At 75.4% G+C, this 20,269-nt stretch carries 2 protein-coding genes; both read left to right on the top strand.

Features of this window, described 5'->3' with window-relative positions; all coding sequences use genetic code 11:
- The first annotated feature begins 13 nt into the window (after nt 1-13).
- Nucleotides 14-1,369, top strand: coding sequence for a serine hydrolase domain-containing protein (locus AC0665_RS12520; protein WP_478704959.1), 1,356 nt, complete (start codon nt 14-16; stop codon nt 1,367-1,369).
- A 281-nt stretch (nt 1,370-1,650) separates the two neighbouring features.
- Nucleotides 1,651-20,256 (top strand): non-ribosomal peptide synthetase, encoded by an 18,606-nt coding sequence (locus AC0665_RS12525; protein ID WP_478704960.1) that lies wholly within the window; start codon nt 1,651-1,653, stop codon nt 20,254-20,256.
- The last annotated feature ends 13 nt before the right edge of the window (nt 20,257-20,269 follow it).

The following is a 20,269-nucleotide window of genomic DNA, read 5'->3' on the forward strand; positions in this document are numbered from 1 at the left end:
GAGTTCCCTCCCCATGCCGTACCCCACCGCCGCTCCGGCCGCACACCGGCCGCCGACCTCCTTGCAGCAGGAGTTGAGCAGCCACCTCGACTCCCTCGCGCGCGTCCACCGCGTGCCCGGCGCCCAACTGGCCGTCCACACAGGAACCCATGTCCTCAGCGCGCACACCGGCACGGCCGACGCCGTGGCGAACACCCTGTTCACCGCGCAGACGGCCGTCCCCCTGGGGTCCGTCACCAAGGCCGCCACGGCCGCGGCCGTCCTGCTCCTCGCCGACGACGGAGACGTGGACCTGGACGAACCCGTCAGCGAACTGCTGCCCGACTTATCAGGGCTGATACCCGATGTGACGGTGCGTCACCTGCTGAGTCACACCGCCGGCCTCCCCACCGGACCCGACTCCGACAGTGCCGTCGGCACCACCGCCTCCCGGTACCTCTCCGCGGTCTGCACCGCCCGGAACACCCTGTTCCCGCCAGGCACCGGCTTCTCGTACTCCAACGCGGGCTACGTCGCCGCCGGCCGCATCCTGTCCGAAGTGACGGGCATGACCTGGCAGGAAGCAGTGGCAGCGCTCGTCCTGGAGCCCTTGGGCATCGTCCCCGCCTTCCTGGGCGACACCACCCCCTCCCGGCCGCTCGCCAGCGGCCACGCCCTCAACACGGCGACGGGCCTGGTACGCCCGGCCCATCAGAACCTCGCCCCCGTGGAGGCCCCGGCCGGAGCGCTGCTGGCGAGCGCCGAGGACCTGGTCGCCCTGGGCAGGGCCGTGATCGGCAGGTCCGCCGGACTGCCGGCCGCCGTCGCCGACCGGATGCGGCACCCCGAACCGTCCGCCGACCCCGGTGCCCTCGCCGATTCCTGGGGCCTGGGCCTGGCCCTCTTCCGACAGGACGGCCGGGTGTGGTGCGGCCACGACGGGAACGCCCAGGGCACCTCCTGCCACCTGCGGGCGGACCCGGACAGCGGCGTCGTCGTCGCCTTCACCGGCAATGCGGGCGCCGCCACCGCCCTGTGGCGTGACATGGTCGCAGAACTCACCCGGCTCACCGGCGTTCGCGTGCCCACCGCCCCGGCCGCCGGCACCCGCCGCGGACTCGCCGTGTCGCTCCCGGAGTGCGCCGGAACCTACCGCAACGGGGGCACCGAGTACGTGGTCAAACTGGACGGGGACGACACGCCGACCCTGTCCGTCGACGGCGACTACCCCATCCCGCTGGTCTGCTATCCGGACCTGTCCTGCGACCTGATGGATCCGGCCACCGGCCGGGTCGAACCGGGCGGCCGTTTCCACCGTGATCCCGCCACCGGGGCCATCGATCGCCTGCAGATCTCCGGACGCACCGCGCGCCGCACAGGCACCCCCTGACCGCGCGCCGGACCGGCACTGCCTGACGGCGTACCGATTCGGCACCGTCCGACGACCGCGTGCCGCCCCGGCACCGCCTGACGACCGTGCGCCGGACCGGCACCGTTCCCGCCGCGCGCCGGACCGGCACTGGTCCGGCCGTGCGCGCCACCGGCACGGCCCGATCGCGCCCCGCACCCGACCCGTACGCAAGGACCCGCACCGCTCCGGCGTGCCCACGCGCCGCCCGAGAACGGCGCGCCGGGTCCGCGCGCCGCCCCCGCCCGAAGGACTGCACCCCGATGACGGACCCGCACGCCCAGCGCCCCGCCATGCCCGTCCCCCCGGCCCCCGTCCGCGACGTCACCCGTCACGTCCCGCTCGGTGAGCTGTTCACCGGGTGGGTGACGCGCGACCCCGACGCCCCCGCGGTCACCGACGGCCGGAGCACCTGGTCGTACGCGGAACTCGCCCGGCGGGCCGGCCGGCTCGCCGCCCATCTCGTCGCGAGCGGCGCCGGACCGGAGCGGACGGTGGCCCTGGTCCTGCCGCGCTCGATGGAACTGATCGCCGCCGAGCTGGCCGTGGCCCTCACCGGTGCCGCCTTCCTCCCCGTGGACCCCGACTACCCGGCCGAACGACGGGCACTGATGCTCGACGACGCCGCTCCCGCCGTCGTCCTGGACGACCTCGACCGCGTACGCGCACTGATGGAGGGCCAGGAGCCGGAGACGGACCCGGTCCCGAGCCGGGCGCTCCCCGATCACGCGGCGTACGTCATCTTCACCTCCGGCTCCACCGGCACTCCCAAGGGCGTCACCGTCACCCACCGCGGCATCGCCGGTTTCGCCGCGGCGGCCGCCGAACGCTACGCCGTCGGCCCGGGCGACCGTGTGCTGCAGTTCTCCTCGCCCAGCTTCGACGCCTCCGTACTGGAACTGTGCGTCTCCGTCCTGTCCGGCGCCCTGCTGGTGGTCCCGCCGAACGGGCCCTGGCTGGGCGACGAACTCGCCGCCGTCCTGGACGAACACCGCATCAGCCACGCCCTCATACCGCCGGCCGCCCTCGCCACGCTGCCCGACCCGGCGGACATCGGAGGCCTGCCGTCGCTGCGCACCCTGATCGTCGGGGCCGAGGCATGCCCGGCCACGCTCGTCGACCGGTGGGCGCCCGGCCGCCGCATGATCAACTCCTACGGGCCGACCGAAGCCACCATCGTCGCCACCTGGACCGGACCACTGACCGCCGGCACGGGGACACCCGCCATCGGCAGCCCGCTTCCCGGCACCGAGGCGCACATCCTGGACGCGGCGCTGCGCCCGGTGCCGCCCGGCACCGAGGGCGAGTTGTACGTGGGCGGCGACGGACTGGCCCGCGGCTACCTCAACCGCCCCGGTCTGACCGCGGCACGGTTCGTCGCCCACCCGTCCGGGCCGCCCGGCGCCCGGCTCTACCGCACCGGTGACCGTGTGCGCCGACGCGCCGACGGCGAGTTGGAGTTCCTCGGCCGGGCCGACCGGCAGGTCAAGGTCCGGGGCTTCCGCATCGAGCCCGGCGAGATCGAAGCCGCCCTGCTCCGGGACCCGGAGATCCGCGAGGCCGTCGTCGTGGTACGTGACGAGGAACCCGCCCGGGGCCGGCTCATCGGCTACGTCACTCCCGCCGACCCCGCTCGCAGGCCCGACCCGGCCCGGCTGCGGGCCGGCCTCACCGCCGCCCTGCCGGTCCACATGGTGCCCTCCGCCGTCGTCGTGCTGGACGCGCTGCCGCTCACCCCGCAGCACAAGATCGACCTGCGGGCGCTGCCCGCCCCCGGCGGCGCGCAGGCCGAGCAGCATGTCGAACCGCGCACCGACGACGAACGGACCCTGGCCGTGATCTGGGCCGACGTCCTCGGCGTCGACACCGTCGGCGTCACCGACGACTTCTTCGACCTGGGCGGCGACTCGATCCTCGCGGCCCGCACCCTGACCCGCATCCGGGAGGCGTTCGGCGCCAGGCTCACCCTGCGCGACGTGTTCACCGCGCGGACCGTCGGCGCGCTCGCCCCCCTGACCGCCGATCCGTCCGCCGCCGCCCCGCCGGAACCGATCCCCGCCGCCCCGCGCTCGGAGCCCGTCCCGCTCTCCAGCGCCCAGCGGCGCCTGTGGTTCCTCGACGACCTCGCCGACGGCGGCACCGAGTACAACACCGGCGTGGCGCTGCGGCTGCGCGGCCCCCTCGACACACCGGCCCTGGAACGCGCCCTGCACCGGCTCGCCGCCCGCCACGACTCACTGCGCACCACCTTCGCCACGGTCGACGGACAGGGGGTCCAGCTCGTCGCCGCCGAGGCGGAGCTGCCGCTGCGCACCACCGATGTCGGCCACGTGCCGGACGACCGGCGTGACCAGGCCGTCGAGCGCCTGCTGACCGAGGAACTCCGCCGGCCCCACGACCTGGCGACCGGGCCCCTGACCCGGGCGCTGCTCATCCGCCGGGCACCCGGGGACCACGTGCTGCTGCTGGCCCAGCACCACATCGTCACCGACGGCTGGTCGGTCGGCGTCCTGACCCGGGACCTGGCGGCGCTCTACCGCGCGGAGGCCGCCGGTGAACCCGACGACCTGCCCCGGCCGGACGTGCAGTACCCGGACTTCGCGCTGTGGGAGGTCGAGCGGCACACGCCCGACGCCGACGCGGACGACCTCGCCTACTGGAAACGCCACCTCGCCGGCCTCCAGCAGCTCGACCTGCCCACCGACCGGCCGCGCCCCGCGGTGCGCACCACCGCGGGCGCGGCTCACCGCCAGGACATACCGCGCCAGCTGGTGGACCGGCTGCGGCAACTGGCCGCGGGCCGCGACACCACCGTCTTCACGGTGTTCGCCGCGGCGGCGGCCGTGCTGTTCGCCCGCTACTCCGGGCAGCGGGACGTTGCGTTCGGCACCGTCACCAACGGGCGGGACCGCCGCGAACTGGAGGACGTGACGGGCTTCTTCGCCAACACCGTCGTACTGCGCGGCGAGGTCGACGACGCCGCCACCGTGGACCGGTTCATGCAGACCATGCGCGCGACCGTGCTGGACGCGTTCGCCCATGACGGCGTGCCCTTCGACCGGGTGGTCGAAGAACTCGCCCCGCCGAGAGACCCCAGCCGCACCCCGCTGGTGCAGGCGCTCGTGGTCCAGCAGGCGGCGCCCGCCCGGCCGCCGGCCGCCGCCGGAGTACGCATCGAGGAACATCCCCTGCCCCGCCCGGCCGCCCGCTTCGACCTCGTGCTGGAGTTCGCGCCGCGCGCCGACGGCGGCCACGAGCTGACGGTCGAGTACAACACCGACCTGTTCGAGACGGCGACCGTGGCCCGGATGGCCCGGCAACTCCACCACCTGCTCGAAGGCATGGCGGACGGCCCGCACCGGACGCTGGCCGAACTCCCGCTGCTGTCCGACGACGAGCGGCACGTGCTCCTGGAGTCCTGGAACCCACCCGCGTCGGGCGAGAACCGGGCAGACGGCGCCACGCTCCCGGCGCTCTTCGAGGAGCAGGTGGCCCGCACTCCCGACCGGACCGCCGTGACCTGCGGCGACACCCGGCTGGACTACGCCGGGCTGAACCGGCGTGCCAACCGTCTCGCCCGGCTGCTGGCGGCGCGCGGTGCGGGGCCGGAGTCCCTGGTGGCGCTGTGCCTGCCGCGCACCGCCGGCCTGCTCCCGGTGCTGTGGGCCGTACTGAAGTCGGGCGCCGGATACCTGCCCGTCGACCCGGGCTACCCGGCCGAACGCATCCGCTTCATGCTCGCCGACGCGGCCCCCGCCCTCGTCCTGGCCACCCGGGAAACGGCGCACGCCCTCCCCGAGGACTGCGAGCCGCTGCTGCTGGAGGACGTGGCCCCCTTCGCCGTCGGCACCCCGGACCCGGCCGAGGCCGACGTCGCGGATCCGGCCGGTACCGACGCCACGGACCTGACCGACGCCGACCGGACGGGACCGCTCGACCCGTCCCATCCCGCCTACGTCATCTACACCTCCGGCTCCACCGGCCGGCCCAAGGGCGTGGTCGTCACCCACCGCAGCGTGGCCGCGCTCGCCGCCTGGGCCGGGGACACGTTCGGTTCGCGCGGGTTCGCCCACGTCGTCGCCTCCACCTCCCTCAACTTCGACGTGTCCGTGTTCGAGTTGCTGTGCCCCCTGCTGGCCGGCGGCAGCGTCGAGGTGGTCGCCGATCTCACCGCCCTCGCCGACCTCACGGACGGCTCCCGCCCGCGCCGGGCCGGACTGCTCAGCGGCGTGCCGTCCGCGCTGTCCCGCGTCTTCGGCGGCGACGGTGCCATCGACGCGGACACCGTCGTCCTGGCCGGCGAGGCCCTGCCCGCCCGGACCGTCCGGGACATCAAGGACGCCATGCCCGCGGCCGAGGTGGCGAACATCTACGGCCCCACCGAGGCCACCGTCTACGCCACCGCCTGGTTCGCCGACGGCACCGTCCCCGACCAGGCCCCTCCCATCGGCCGTCCCGTCGCCCGCACCCGCGCCTACGTGCTGGACCGGCTGCTGCGCCCCCAGCCGCCGGGCGTCATCGGCGAGCTGTACCTCGGCGGCGGCGGACTCGCACGCGGTTACCTGCGCCGGCCCGGGCTGACCGCCGCCCGCTTCGTCGCCGACCCGTTCGGCGCACCCGGGGATCGCATGTACCGCACGGGCGACCTGGTGCGCTGGAGCGCCGACGGCCGGCTCGAGTACCTCGGCCGTGTCGACCAGCAGGTCAAGGTGCGCGGCTTCCGCATCGAACTGGGCGAGGTCGAGGAGGCCCTGCGCGGCTGCGCGGGCGTCGCCGAGGCCGCCGCCACCGTCCGCGACGGTGACGGCCACCGCCGCCTGGCCGGATACGTGGTCGCCACCCCCGGCGCCCGGGTGGAGCCGGAGGCCGTACGCCGCGAACTCGGGCGCACCCTGCCCGACTACATGGTCCCCTCGGCCGTCCTGGTGCTGCCCGCCCTGCCGCTCAACCCCAACGGCAAACTGGACCGCGACCGGCTCCCCGATCCGGCACCGGCCGAACCCGCCGCACGCCACGTCGCGCCCCGCACGCCCACCGAACGGACCCTCGCCGCCATCTGGGCCGCCGTCCTGCACGTGGAGCGGGTCGGAGCGGACGACAACTTCTTCGCGCTGGGCGGCGACTCCATCCTCAGCATCCAGGTCGTGGCCCAGGCCAGGCAGGCGGGTCTGACGATCACCTCGCGGGACGTCTACCAGCACCAAACGGTCGCCGCCCTGGCCCGCCGCGCCGACGAGACGGGCACCCGGCGGGACGCCGCCCCGTCCGCTCCTTACGAGGCCACCGGCGCCGCACCGCTGACACCCATTCAGCACTGGCTCTTCGACAGCGCCGCCGAGCGGGCCGGACACTTCGCCCAGACCCTCTCGGTGGAACTGCCTGCCGACGTCGACGCGAGCACGCTCCGGGCCGCCCTCGACGACGTGGTCGCACACCACGACGCACTGCGCTCCCGCTTCCACGCCGAGGACACGGGCGTACGGTGGCTGATCGACGGCCCGGCCGTCCGCTGCCCCCTCACCCACCACACCGGCCCGGACACCGACACCCCGCATCTCGGCCCGTACGACCTGGGCCGGGGCCCGCTGCTGCGCGCCGTCCTGCACGACCGGGGCGACGGACGGCCGCCCGTCCTGCACCTGTCCGTCCACCACCTCGTCGTGGACGGCGTCTCCTGGCGCCTGCTCCTCGAAGACCTCGAACGCGCCTACCGCGCCCGCCGCGAGGGCCGGGACGGCGAGGCCGCCCTGCCCCGCAAGTCCTCCCCGCTGCGGCAGTGGGCCGAGCGCCTTGCCGCGCACACCGCCGCCGGCGGTTTCGACGACGAACAGGCGTACTGGATCCGCGAGACCGAAGGGGCCGGGGCGGCTCTGCCCGCGGACCGGGAGGGCACCAACACCTACGCCTCCCAGCGCTCGGTGACGGTGCGACTCGGCCCCGAGGACACCGAAGCGCTGCTGCGGACGCTCCCCGAGACGTACCGCACCCAGGCCAACGACGTCCTGCTCGCCGCCCTCGGACGGGTGCTGTGCGGCTGGAGCGGGCACGACCGGGTCCTGGTCGACGTCGAAGGACACGGCCGTGAGGAGCTCTTCGCCGACCTCGACACCAGCCGCACCGTCGGCTGGTTCACCACCCGCCACCCCGTCGCCCTGGCCGTCCCGCCCCAGGCCTCCTGGGACACCGTGCTCAAGCAGGTCAAGGAACACCTGCGCGCCGTGCCCCGGCACGGCATCGGCCACGGCGCCCTTGCCCTGCCGGGCCGCGACGGCGCACCCCTCCCGGCGACCGGCGCGCAGATCAGCTTCAACTACCTCGGCCGGTTCGGCCTGTCCGAGACCTCCGAGGGCCTGTACCGCGGGCTGGTCCGCCCGCTGGAGCTGGACGCCGACCCGTCGGCGACGCGCCCGCACGCACTGGAGGTCGTGGGGCGGCTGGACGGTGACGGCCTGGAATTCACCTGGTTCTACTCCGACCGGGTGCACCGGCCGGAGACCGTCACCGACCTGGCGGAACGCTACGCCGACGCGCTGGCCGGCCTCGCCCGGTACGCGGCCCGGCCCGGTACCGCCGGACGCACCCCGTCGGACTTCCCGCTGGCCGGGCTCGACCAGACCCACGTCGACCGCATCGTGGGGGAGGACCCCGCCGGTGTGGAGGATGTCCACCCCGTGACGCCCACTCAGGCCGGCATGCTCTTCCACCGGCTCTCCCAGGACGACCGCGCCGTGTACTTCCAGCAGCTGACGTTCGTCCTCGACGGCGTGCCCGACCCCCGGCTGCTGGCGGAGGCCTGGCAGCGGGTCACGGACCGCACGCCGGTGCTGCGCTCGCGGGTGGTGTGGCAGGACGTGCCCGAGCCGCTGCTCGTGGTGCAGCGCCGGGCGGCGGTGCCGGTGGAACTGTCCGACTGGCGCGGCCTGACCGCCGCCGAACGGGACGAGCGGCTGCGCGACCTGCTCGACCGCGACCGCGCCCGAGGCGTCGACCTGACCCGCGCACCGCTCCAGCGCCTGGTGCTGGCCCGGCTCTCCGACCGTGAGGTCCGCGTCGTGTGGTCCTTCGACCACCTGATCCTGGACGGCTGGAGCCTGTTCCAGGTCCTCTCCGACGTCTTCGCCTGCCACGCGGGACTGTCCGGCGCGGTGCAGATCGCGCTGCCCGAGCGCCGTCCCTTCCGTGACTACGTCGCCTGGCTGCGTGAGCGCGCCGACCTGGCCGAGGCCGAACGGCACTGGCGGACCCGCCTGAACGGTCTGAGCGAGACCACAGCGCTCCCCTTCGACCGCGAGCCCCGTGAGAGCCACCGCGCGGAGTCGACCGCGGCGGTGCGCGTCACCCTGCCCGAGTCCGCCACGAAGGCGCTGCATGACCTGGCCAGGACGGCGGGCCTCACGATGAACACCCTCGTCCAGGGTGCCTGGGCGGTGCTGCTGAGCCGTCAGGCGGGCCGTGACGAGGCGGTCTTCGGCACCACCGTCTCCGGACGGCCCGACGAACTGCCCGGGGCCGACGCCATCACCGGCCTGTTCATCGCGACCCTGCCCGCCCGTGTGACCGTGCCGCGCGACGAGCCGCTGCTCAGCTGGCTGGCCCGGCTCCAGCAGGAGCAGAGCGAGGACCGGCGCCACGACCAGGTGCCGCTGCACCGGATGACGGCGTACACCGACCTGCCCGAGCGGGCCGCCCTCTTCGACAGCATCGTCGTGTTCGAGAACTACCCGGTCGACGACGACCTCGCCGCCGCGCACGGACTGCGGCTGACCGGCCTGGACGGTGTCGAGACCACCAACTACCCGCTGAGCCTGGTCGCCTACCCCGGCACGGAACTCGCCCTGCGCCTCGGCTACGACCCGGACCTCTTCGACGCCGGCACCGTCGAGCGGATGGCCGAGTACCTCACGGTCCTGCTGGAGGGCTTCGCCGCCACCCCGCAACAGGCCCCCTCCCGCCTGCCGTTGCTGACGGCCGCCCGCCGTGAGCAGGTGCTCCGCACCTGGAACGACACCGCTACCGGCACCCCCGCCGCGACCACCGCGGACCTCTTCGCTGCGCAGGCGGAACGCACCCCCGACGCCCTGGCACTGCTGGCCGGCGCCGAGCGGCTGACCTACCGCGAACTCGACGCCCGGGCGGCGGCCCTGGCCGGCCGACTGGCCGCGCAGGGGGTGCGTCCGGAGGCCGCCGTCGGCGTGCTGATGGACCGCTCGGCCGCCCTCGTCGTCGTCCAGCTCGCCCTCGCCCGCCTCGGCGGCGTGTACGTGCCGCTCGACGGCCGGGCACCCCGGGAACGGCTGCGGGCCATGCTCGCGGAGGCCGGCGCCGGCCTGCTGCTCACGGACGCGGAGTGGCACGAGACGGCGGCGGACCTGCTCCCCGAAGGGCGCGTCCTGCGCCCGGACGCGGACGCCGAGGGGCCGACCGCTGACCTCACGACCGTGCCGCGCGTGCACCCGGACAACGTCCAGTACCTCATGTTCACCTCCGGCTCCACCGGCACCCCCAAGGGCGTGGCCGCGCGGCAGCGGGACGTCGCGGCCCTCGCCCGCGACCGTGCCTTCGCCGGCCACGACCGCGTGCTCGTGCACTCCCCGCACGCCTTCGACGCCTCCACCTACGAGCTGTGGGTGCCCCTGCTGCGCGGCGGCACGGCCGTGCTCGCCCCGCCCGGCGACCTGGACGCCTCCGCCGTACGCCACGCGATCACCGAACAGGGCGTGAGCTGCCTGTTCCTGACGATCGGCCTGTTCCGCCTGTTCGCCCAGGAGGACCCGGCCTGCCTGCGCGGCGCACGGGAGGTGTGGACGGGCGGTGAGGCCGTGCCCGGCGCCGCCGTACGGCGCGTGCTGGACGCCTGCCCCGGCCTCACCGTCGTCGACGTGTACGGCCCGACCGAGACCACCACCTTCGCCACCCGCCAGGCCTTCCACGCCGGTGACCCGCTGCCCGCGGCCCTCCCCATCGGCCGTCCCCTCGACGACACCCGCGCCTACGTCCTGGACGGCGCCCTCCAGCCGCAACCGCCCGGCGTACCGGGGGAGTTGTACCTCGCCGGTGCCGGACTGGCCCGTGGCTACGCCGGGCGCCCCGGCGCCACCGCGGCCCGCTACCTGGCCGACCCCTACGGACCGCCCGGCGGGCGGATGTACCGCACCGGCGACATCGTGCGCTGGAGCGCCGAGGGCGCACTGCACTTCGTGGGACGGGCCGACGACCAGATCAAGATCCGTGGCTTCCGCGTCGAGCCCGCCGAGATCGAGGCCCGGCTCACCGCCCACCCGGCGATCGCCGAGGCGGTCGTGTCGGTCTCCCGGCACGAGGGACGCAAACGCCTGGTCGCGCACCTGGTGCCGGCTCCCGGCGCGGTCGTGCCGCCCGCGGCCGAGCTGCGTGCCCACGTGGCCGCGGAACTGCCCGACTACATGGTCCCGGCCGCGTTCGTCGGTCTGGCCGAGCTGCCCCTGACCGCGAACGGCAAGGTCGACCGGCGCCGGCTGCCCGAGCCCGAGTGGTCCGCGGCGGCCGACACCGCCTACCGCGCGCCGCGCACCGAGGCCGAACGCGTGCTCGCCGGCATCTGGGCCGAGCTGCTGGGTGTGGAACGCGTGGGCCTCGATGACCACTTCTTCATGCTGGGCGGCGACTCCATCGTGAGCATCCAGGTCGTCTCCCGCGCCCGCACCGCGGGCCTCGCGCTGACGCCGAGGGACCTGTTCCGCCACCCCACGCTCGTCGGTCTGGCCGCCGCCTCGACCGGCGCCCGCGCGGCCGTCGCGGACACCGGCCCGGTGTCCGGGCAGGTCGCGCTCACCCCGATCCAGCACTGGTTCCTGGACGCCGAGCCGCCGCGCCCGGAGTACTTCAACCAGTCGGTGGTCGTCGAGACCGGCGAGGACGTCGACGCCCGTGCGCTGCGCGCCGCCGTGGCCGCACTGTGGACCCACCACGACGCCCTGCGCGCCCGCTTCCCCCGCGCGTCGGACGGCACCTGGCGCCAGGAGTACTCCGCCGCGGACGACGACGTGCCGGAGCTGCTGCGGGTGCACGACCTGAGCGATCACGACGCGCAGGCCGCCTCGGAGGCCGAGGCCCGCCTCTCCCACGAGGCGCACACCGGCTTCCGCCTGGACACCGGACCGCTGATCGCCGCGCGCCTGTTCACCGGCGCCGGCCGGACCCCGCGCCTGCTGCTGACGGCCCATCACCTGATCGTCGACGGCGTCTCCTGGCGCGTCCTGCTGGAGGACCTGGAGACCGCCTACCGGCAGGCCAGGGCCGGGGAGCCGGTCCGGCTGCCGGAGCGCACCACGTCCGTGCGGGAATGGGTGCGGCGGCTCACCGGCCGCACCGGCGAGGCGGACCTCGCCGCGCAGCGCGCCCACTGGGCGGACGTCGCCCGGCACTGCGCCGAACCGCTGCCGGAGGACCTGGACGGCGGCAACACCGTCGCCGACCTGCGCGCCGTGACCGTACGCCTCGACCGCCGGCGCACCGAGGACCTCCTGCGCAAGGTCCCCGGCGTGTACCGCACCCGCGTCGACGACGTCCTGCTGACCGCCCTCGGCCGCGTCCTGGCCGACTGGACGGGCCGTCGGACCGTCGCCGTGGGCCTGGAGGGGCACGGCCGCGAGGACCAGCACTTCGACGACCTCGACCTGTCCCGCACGGTCGGCTGGTTCACCAGCCTCTACCCGGTCGCCCTCGACTTGCCCGAGGGCGACTGGGGCGCCGCGCTGAAGGCCGTGAAGGAACAGCTGCGGGCCGTGCCCGACCGGGGCATCGGCTACGGCGCGCTGCGTCACCTCGCGGGCGACGAACGGCTCGCCGCCGCGCCGCTGCCCGGCATCAGCTTCAACTACCTGGGCCGGTTCGACTGGTCCGCCGCCGACGCCGAGCTGGTCCGGGCCGTGCCCGGCGGCCTGGACGGCGCCGAGGACCCCGGGGCGCCGCGTCCGCACCTGCTGGACGTGGTGGCCCGTGTCGAGGACGACGAGCTGGAGGTCACCTGGCACTACAGCGGCGGCCGCCACCGCGAGGAGACCGTCGCCGCCCTCGCCGAGGGCATGCTGCGCTCGCTGGAGGAGATCGTCGCGCACTGCGCCGCGCCCGGGGCCGGTGGCCGTACCCCCTCCGACTTCCCGCTGGCCCGGCTCGACCAGGCGGCCGTGGACCGGGTCGTGGGCGACGGCCGCGGCGTCGAGGACGTGTACCCGCTGACCCCGATGCAGGCGGGCATGCTGTTCCACAGCCTCCTCGACCCCCAGGGCCGCACCTACGTCAACCAGGTGCAGGTCGTCCTGCACGGTGTCACCGACCCGCACGCACTCGCCGCTGCGTGGCAGGACACGGCGGACGCCAACGCGATCCTGCGCACCCGCCTGGTGTGGCAGGAGACCGCCGAACCCCTCCAGGTGGTCGAGCGGCGGGCCGTCGTGCCGGTCACCCACCACGACTGGACCGACCGGACCGCCGAGCGGTGCGCGCGGGATACCGAAGCGCTGCTCGACGCCGACCGCGAGGCCGGCATCGACCTCGGCGCGGCCCCGCTGATGCGGCTCGCGCTGATCCGGCTGGCACCGGACCGGGTGCGCATGGTGTGGACGTTCCACCACGTGCTGCTCGACGGCTGGAGCGCGGCCCAGGTCTTCGACGAGGTGTGCGAACGGTACGCGGCCCGGACCGCCGGCCGCCGCCCGCAGGTGCCCGACCGGGCCCGCTTCGCCCGCTACCTGGAGTGGCTGACCGCCCAGGACACCGCCCGGGCCGAACAGCACTGGCGCGAGACCCTCGCCGGATTCGCCGTGCCCACCGAACTGCCCCGCGACCGGCGCCCCGCCGACGCCCACCGCGCGTCCTCGTCGGGCACGGTGCGGGTGACCCTCGGCACGGAGGTGTCGGCACGGCTGCGGGACACCGCCCAGCGGGCCGGACTGACCGTCAACACCGTGCTCCAGGGCGCCTGGGGGCTGCTGCTGCACCACTACGGCGGCGGTGACGACGTCGTCTTCGGTACGACCGTGTCCGGCCGCCCGGCCGAACTGCCCGGCGTGACCTCCATGGTGGGCCTGTTCATCAACACCCTGCCCACCCGGCTGCGCATCGACCGGGACCGTCCCCTGCTGGAGTGGCTGCGCGAGGTGCAGGCCGCCCAGTCGGAGTCCCGGCGCCACGACTTCGTGTCCCTGGCCCAGTTGCAGTCGTGGAGCGAAGTGCCCGGAGGCACCGGCCTGTTCGACAGCATCGTCGTCTTCGAGAACTACCCGTTCGACGCGGGCGCCCTGGCCCGGCACGGAATCGCCGTCGAGCAGGAACGCGACGTCGAGCCGACCAGCTACGCGCTCAGCGTGGTCGTCGCCCCCGGCGACGACGTCACCGTGAGTCTCGACTACGACCCGGCCGCCTTCGACGCGGCCACCGTCGAGGGGATCGGCGCGAGCCTGCGCACCCTCCTGACGCAGCTCGCCGCCGACGCCGACCGCCCCCTCGCCGACCTCACCCCGCTCTCACCGGCCGACGGGCGCCGCCTGCTGGACCGCCTCGCCGGACCGGGCGCGCGGCTCCCGCGGCACACCCTCCCGGACGCCTTCGCGGCCCAGGCCGCCCGCACCCCCGACGCACCCGCCGTCAGCGCCGGCGCCGAGCACCTCACCTACCGGCAGCTCGACGAACGCGCCAACCGGCTCGCCCGCCTGCTGATCGACGCCGGAGCCGGGCCGGAGCGGTTCGTCGCCCTGGCCCTGCCCCGCACCGCCGATCTGATCGTGGCGCTCCTCGCGGTCCTCAAGAGCGGCGCCGCCTACCTGCCCGTCGACCCCGGCTACCCGGCCGAGCGCATCGCGTTCCTCTTCGAGGACGTACGCCCCGACGCGGTCATCACCTGCGCCGAGAGCTCCGCGCGGCTCCCGGACGGCCCGTACACGCGGATCGCCCTGGACGACCCGGCCTGCGCCGCCCGGCTGGCCGCCGCGTCCGCCGCACCCGTCGGCGACGGCGAGCGGCGCGCCCGTCTGCTGCCGGACCACCCGGCCTACGTCATCCACACCTCCGGTTCCACCGGCCGGCCCAAGGGCGTCGTCGTCCCGCACGCCTCGGTGGTGGCGCTGACCGACTGGGCCGCGGCCGAGTTCACCGGCCGCGGACTCGCCCACGTGGTGGCGTCCACCTCGCTCAACTTCGACGTGTCGGTGTTCGAGATCTTCTCGCCGCTGCTGGCGGGCGGCCGGGTCGAGGTCGTCCGCGACCTGCTGGCCCTCGCCGAGCGGTCCTCGCCGTGGCGGGCGGGGCTGCTCAGTGCCGTGCCCTCCGCCCTCGGCCGGCTGCTGGCCGAGGACACCGTGCACGTCGGCGCCGACACCGTCGTCCTGGCCGGGGAGGCCCTGCCCGCCCGCGCCGTCCGGCAGGTGCGCGAGGCGATCCCCGGCTGCCGCGTGATGAACATCTACGGCCCCACCGAGGCCACCGTCTACGCCACCGCCTTCACCTGCGACCCGGGCGACCCCGACCGCGTCCCGCCCATCGGCCGGCCCATCGGCGGCGCCCGCGCCTACGTCCTCGACGCCCGTATGCGTCCCGTGCCCGTCGGGGCGCCCGGGGAGTTGTACCTCGCCGGGACCGGGGTGGCCCGCGGCTACCTGAACCGGCCCGGCCTGACCGCCGGCCGCTTCCTCGCCGACCCCTTCGGGCCGCCCGGCAGCCGCATGTACCGCACCGGCGACCTGGTCCGCTGGACCGCCGACGGCGACCTGCTGTACCTGGGCCGCGGCGACGACCAGGTCAAGGTGCGCGGCTTCCGCATCGAACTCGGCGAGCTGGAGGCCGCGCTGGCCCGGCACCCGCGGGTCGCCGCGGCCGCCGCCCGCGTGGTTGAACACGACGGCCACAAGCGCCTCGTCGGCTACGCCGTGCCGCGCGCCGGCGACCTCCCGGCACCGACCGGGCTGCGGGCGTTCCTCGCCCACACCCTGCCCGACCACCTGGTCCCGGCGGCCGTGGTGCCCCTGGAGCGGCTGCCGCTGGGCGCCACCGGCAAGCTGGACCGGCGCGCCCTGCCGGAACCGGTGTGGTCCGCGGCTCCGACCACGGAGGACTCCCGGCCGCCGCGCACCGCCACCGAGCAGACCCTCGCCGCGATCTGGGCACAGGTGCTGGGCGTGCCCGAAGTGGGCGCCGCCGACAACTACTTCGCGCTCGGCGGCGACTCCATCCTGGGCATCCAGATCGTCTCCGCGGCCCGCCGGGCCGGACTGGCCCTGACACCCCGTCACCTCTTCGCCCACCAGACGATCGCCGAACTCGCCGCCGCGGTCGACGCCTCACCGGCCGGCCCGGCCCCCGCCACGGCCGACCAGGGCCCGGTCGTCGGGGACGTCCCCCTCACACCCGTACAGCACTGGCTGTTCGACACCCTCACCGGCGACCCGGCCCACTTCACCCAGGCGGTCTCCTTCGAGGTGGCGCCCGACACCGACGAGACACTGCTGCGCGCCGCCCTCGCGGCGGTGCTGGAGCAGCACGACGCGCTGCGCACGCGGTACGAGCACGCGGGCGACGGCCGGTGGCGGCAGCTGGGCACCCCGCCCGGCGCCGCACCGCACCTTGAGGTGCACCGCGCTCCGGAGGAACCGGCCGCCGTCGCCGCCGCTCTCGGCTCAGGGTTCGGCCTGACCGGCGGCCCGCTGCTGAAGGCCGCCCTGTGCCACCGGGACGGCGACCTGCCGCCCGTCCTGCTGCTGGCCGCACACCACCTGGTCGTCGACGCGGTGTCCTGGCGGGTGATCCTCGAAGACCTCGACACCGCCTACCGGGCACTGCTCGCCGGGGGAACCCCCGACCTGGGCGCGAAGACGACCTCCTTCCGCGACTGGGCCCGGCGCCTGGCCGCGCACACCGCCGACGGCGGCTTCGACGACGAGGCCGCCCACTGGAGCGCCCTTCACCCGACCGACCTGCCGGCCGACCTCCCCGGCGGCAACACCGCCGCCGACGAGGAGACCGTGACGGTGAGCCTCGGCGCCGAGGAGACCGAGCGCCTGCTGAAGGAGGTCCCCGACGCCTACCGCACCCGCGTCAACGACGTCCTGCTGTGCGCGCTCGGCCGGGTCCTCGCCCGCTGGACGGGACGGGACCGGGTGGTGGTCGCGCTGGAGGGACACGGCCGCGAGGACCTCTTCGACGGCGTCGACCTGTCCCGCACCGTCGGCTGGTTCACCACCATGTTCCCCGTCGGCCTCGACGTGCCCCGCGACGCCGGCCTCGGCACCGCGCTGAAGACCGTCAAGGAGAACCTGCGGGCCGTACCGCGCGGGGGAGTGGGCTACGGCGCGCTGCGGCACCTGCACCCGTCGGGACCCGAACTGCCCGACCTGCCGCAGGTGGGCTTCAACTACCTCGGGCAGCAGGACTTCAGCGCCACCGGAGACGGTCTGCTGCGGGCGCCCCACGAGGGCCTGACCGGTGGCATGGACCGCTCGGCGGACCGGCCCCACCTCATCGACGTGCTCGGCCGGGTTACCGACAAGCGGCTGGAGTTCGCCTGGTCGTACTCCCGCGCGGTGCACCGGCCGGAGACCGTCACCCGCCTCGCCGAGGAGACGGCCGAGGAACTGCGCCGGATCGTCCGGCACTGCGCCGAGCCCGGCGCGGGCGGCCGCACGCCGTCCGACTTCCCGCTGGCCGCCCTGGACCAGGCCGCAGTCGACCGGCTCGTCGGCGACGGCCGGGACGTGACGGACGTCTACCCGCTCACCCCCACCCAGACCGGCATGGTCGTGCACGGCATGGACGAACCCGGCGAGGGCCTGTACGTCGAGCAGATCACCTTCGTCGCCGACGGTGTGCGCGACCCCGCGCTGCTCGCGGACGCCTGGCAGCACGTCGTGGACGCCACGCCCGTACTGCGCACCGCCGTCGCCCTCACCGGGGTCCCGACGCCGCTGCAGACCGTGCACCGCCGCCTCCCGCTGCCCGTCACCCGGCTCGACTGGAGCGACCTCGACCCGGCACGGCAGGCAAGCGAACTGCGCGGGCTGCTCGACGAGGACAAGGCCCTCGGCATCGACCTGCACCGCCCCCCGCTGCTGCGCGTCACCCTGATCCGCCTCGGCGCGGACGAGGTGCGCGTGGTGTGGACCTTCCACCACGTCCTGCTGGACGGCTGGAGCGTCTTCCACGTGCTGTCGGACGTGCTCCAGGCGCACGCCGCGCTCGCCGCAGGGACCGAGCCGCTGCTGCCTCAGCGGCGGCCCTTCGCCGACTACGCCGCCTGGCTGGCCGGCCGCGACACCGCCGCCGCCGAGGAGCACTGGAAGGCCGCCCTCGCCGGATACGCCGCGCCGACCCCGCTGCCGTACGACCGCAGGCCCGCCCCGGGTGCCGCCGCACGGTCGGGTACCTGGCTGTCGCAGCGGCTCGACGCGGACGGCACCGCCCGGCTGACCGACTTCGCGCGCCGCCACCGGCTCACCCTCAACACCCTGGTCCAAGGTGCCTGGGCGCTGCTGCTGGCGCGCGCCGGGGGCGGTCGGGAGGTGTGCTTCGGCACCACGGTCTCCGGCCGGCCCGCCGACCTGCCCGGCGCGGACACCATCACCGGCCTGTTCATCACGACCCTGCCCGCGCGGGTCACCGTGGACGAGTCCACGCCGTGCACCGCCTGGCTTCGGGAGTTGCAGGCCGTCCGCGCCGAGGACCGGCGCTTCGACCACGTGCCGCTGACGGACCTGCACCAGTGGGGCGAACTGCCGCCGGGTACGCCCTTGTTCGACAGTCTGCTGGTGTTCGAGAACTACCCGGTCGGTGACGCCACCGCCGGTGCGCACGGCGTGCGCGTGCACGGCCTCGACGCCCGCGAGGCGACCAACTACCCGCTCACCGTGGTGATCTCGCCCGGCGACGAACTGACCGTGGAACTCGGTTACGACCCGCGGTACTTCGACGAGACGACCGCCGAGGCCCTGGCCTCCCGGCTGGTGCACGCCCTGACGGCCCTGGCCGCGTCCGGCGACGAGGCGCCGCTGCACGCGGTGGACGTGCTGCCGCCCGCCGAGCGCCACCGGCTGCTGCACGGCCCCGCCCGCCCGCACCTGGCGCCGCCGCTCCCGGCGACGCTGCCCACGCTGATCGAGGCGGCCGTCGACCGGTGGCCCGACCAACTCGCAGTCGAGTCGGGGGAGTCGACGCTCACTTTCGCCGAGGCGGAGGCCCGCGCGAACAGGCTGGCCCACCGGCTGATCGCGCGTGGGGCGGGGCCCGGCGACCTCGTCGCGCTGGTCCTGCCGCGCTCGGCGGACATGGTCCTCGCCCAGCTCGCCGTGGCCAAGGCGGGCGCCGCGTTCCTCCCGGTGGACCCCGGCTACCCGGCCGAGCGGGTCGAGCTGATGCTGCGTGACGCGCGGCCCGCCGTCACCCTGACCGCCGAGGAGGTCGCCGGCCTGCTCGCCGCACCGCCCGACGGCACGCCCGGCCACCGGCCCGCCGACCCCGACCGCCTCCGCCCGCTGCACCTCGACGACCCGGCGTACGTCATCTACACCTCCGGCTCCACCGGCACCCCCAAGGGCGTCGTCGTCACCCACCGGGGACTGGCCGCGTTCGCCGCCGCCGAGGCCGCGCACTACCAGGTCGGCGGAGGGGACCGCGTGCTGGCCTTCGCCACGCCCAGCTTCGACGCCTCGGTGCTGGAGCTGTGCATGTCCCTGCCGCACGGCGCGGCCCTCGTCGTACCGCCGCCCGGCCCGCTGCTCGGCGCCGACCTGGCCGGCGTCCTGCGCGACGCGCGCATCACGCACACCCTGCTGCCGCCCGCCGCGCTCGCCACCCTCCCGCCGGACACCCCCGGCACCCTGCCCGACCTGCACACCCTGATCGTCGGCGCGGACGCCTGCCGGGCCGAGCTGGTCGCCCGGTGGGCACCGCACCACCGCATGGTCAACTCCTACGGGCCCACCGAGGCCACCGTCGTCGCCACCTGGTCCGACCCGCTGGAACCCGACGGCGAGGCACCGCCCATCGGCCGCGCCCTGCCCGCCACCGCCGCCTACGTCCTCGACGCGCGCCTGCGTCCCGTCCCGGACGGTGTCCCCGGCGAACTGTGGCTGGCCGGACGGGCCCTGGCCCGCGGCTACCTGGGCCGCCCCGGCCTGACGGCGACCCGCTTCACCGCCGACCCGTTCGGCCCGCCCGGCACACGCATGTACCGCACCGGCGACCTGGTCCGCCGCGACGCCCGCGGCGAACTGCGCTACCTGGGCCGCACCGACCACCAGCTCAAACTGCGCGGCCACCGCATCGAGGCCGGCGAGGTGGAGGCCACCCTGGTGCGCCACCCGGCGGTGCTGGACGCCGTGGTGAGCGTGCGGGAGGACGAACCGGGGCTGCCGCGACTGGTGGCCCACGTGCTCGCCGCCCCCGGCGCCGAACCGCCCACCGGCGCCGATCTGCGGGCCCTCGCCGCCCGCACCCTGCCCGGCCCGATGGTGCCCTCGGCGTTCGTGGTCATGGACCGCTTCCCGCTCACGGAGAACGGCAAGACCGACCGCGCCGCCCTGCCCGCCCCCGTCCCGGAGACCCGGGAGCCCGACGCGGGGTACACAGCGCCGCGCACGCCCACCGAGGAGGCCGTCGCCGCCCTGTGGGAGGAGGCCCTGGAGACCACCGTGGGCGCCGAGGACGACTTCTTCGCCCTGGGTGGCGACTCCCTGCGCGCCCTGCTCATCGCCTCCCGCGCCAACGACACCTTCGGCGTGAGCCTCACGCCCCGCGACGTCCTGGTGGGCCGCACCGTCGCCGCCCTGGCGGACCTGGTGGAGGAACAGGTGCTGAGCGAACTCGAAGACGCCGCACGCGGCGACAGCGACCACGAAGAACGGTGAGGACCGGACGACC

The sequence above is a fragment of the Streptomyces sp. NPDC043685 genome (assembly GCF_056436585.1).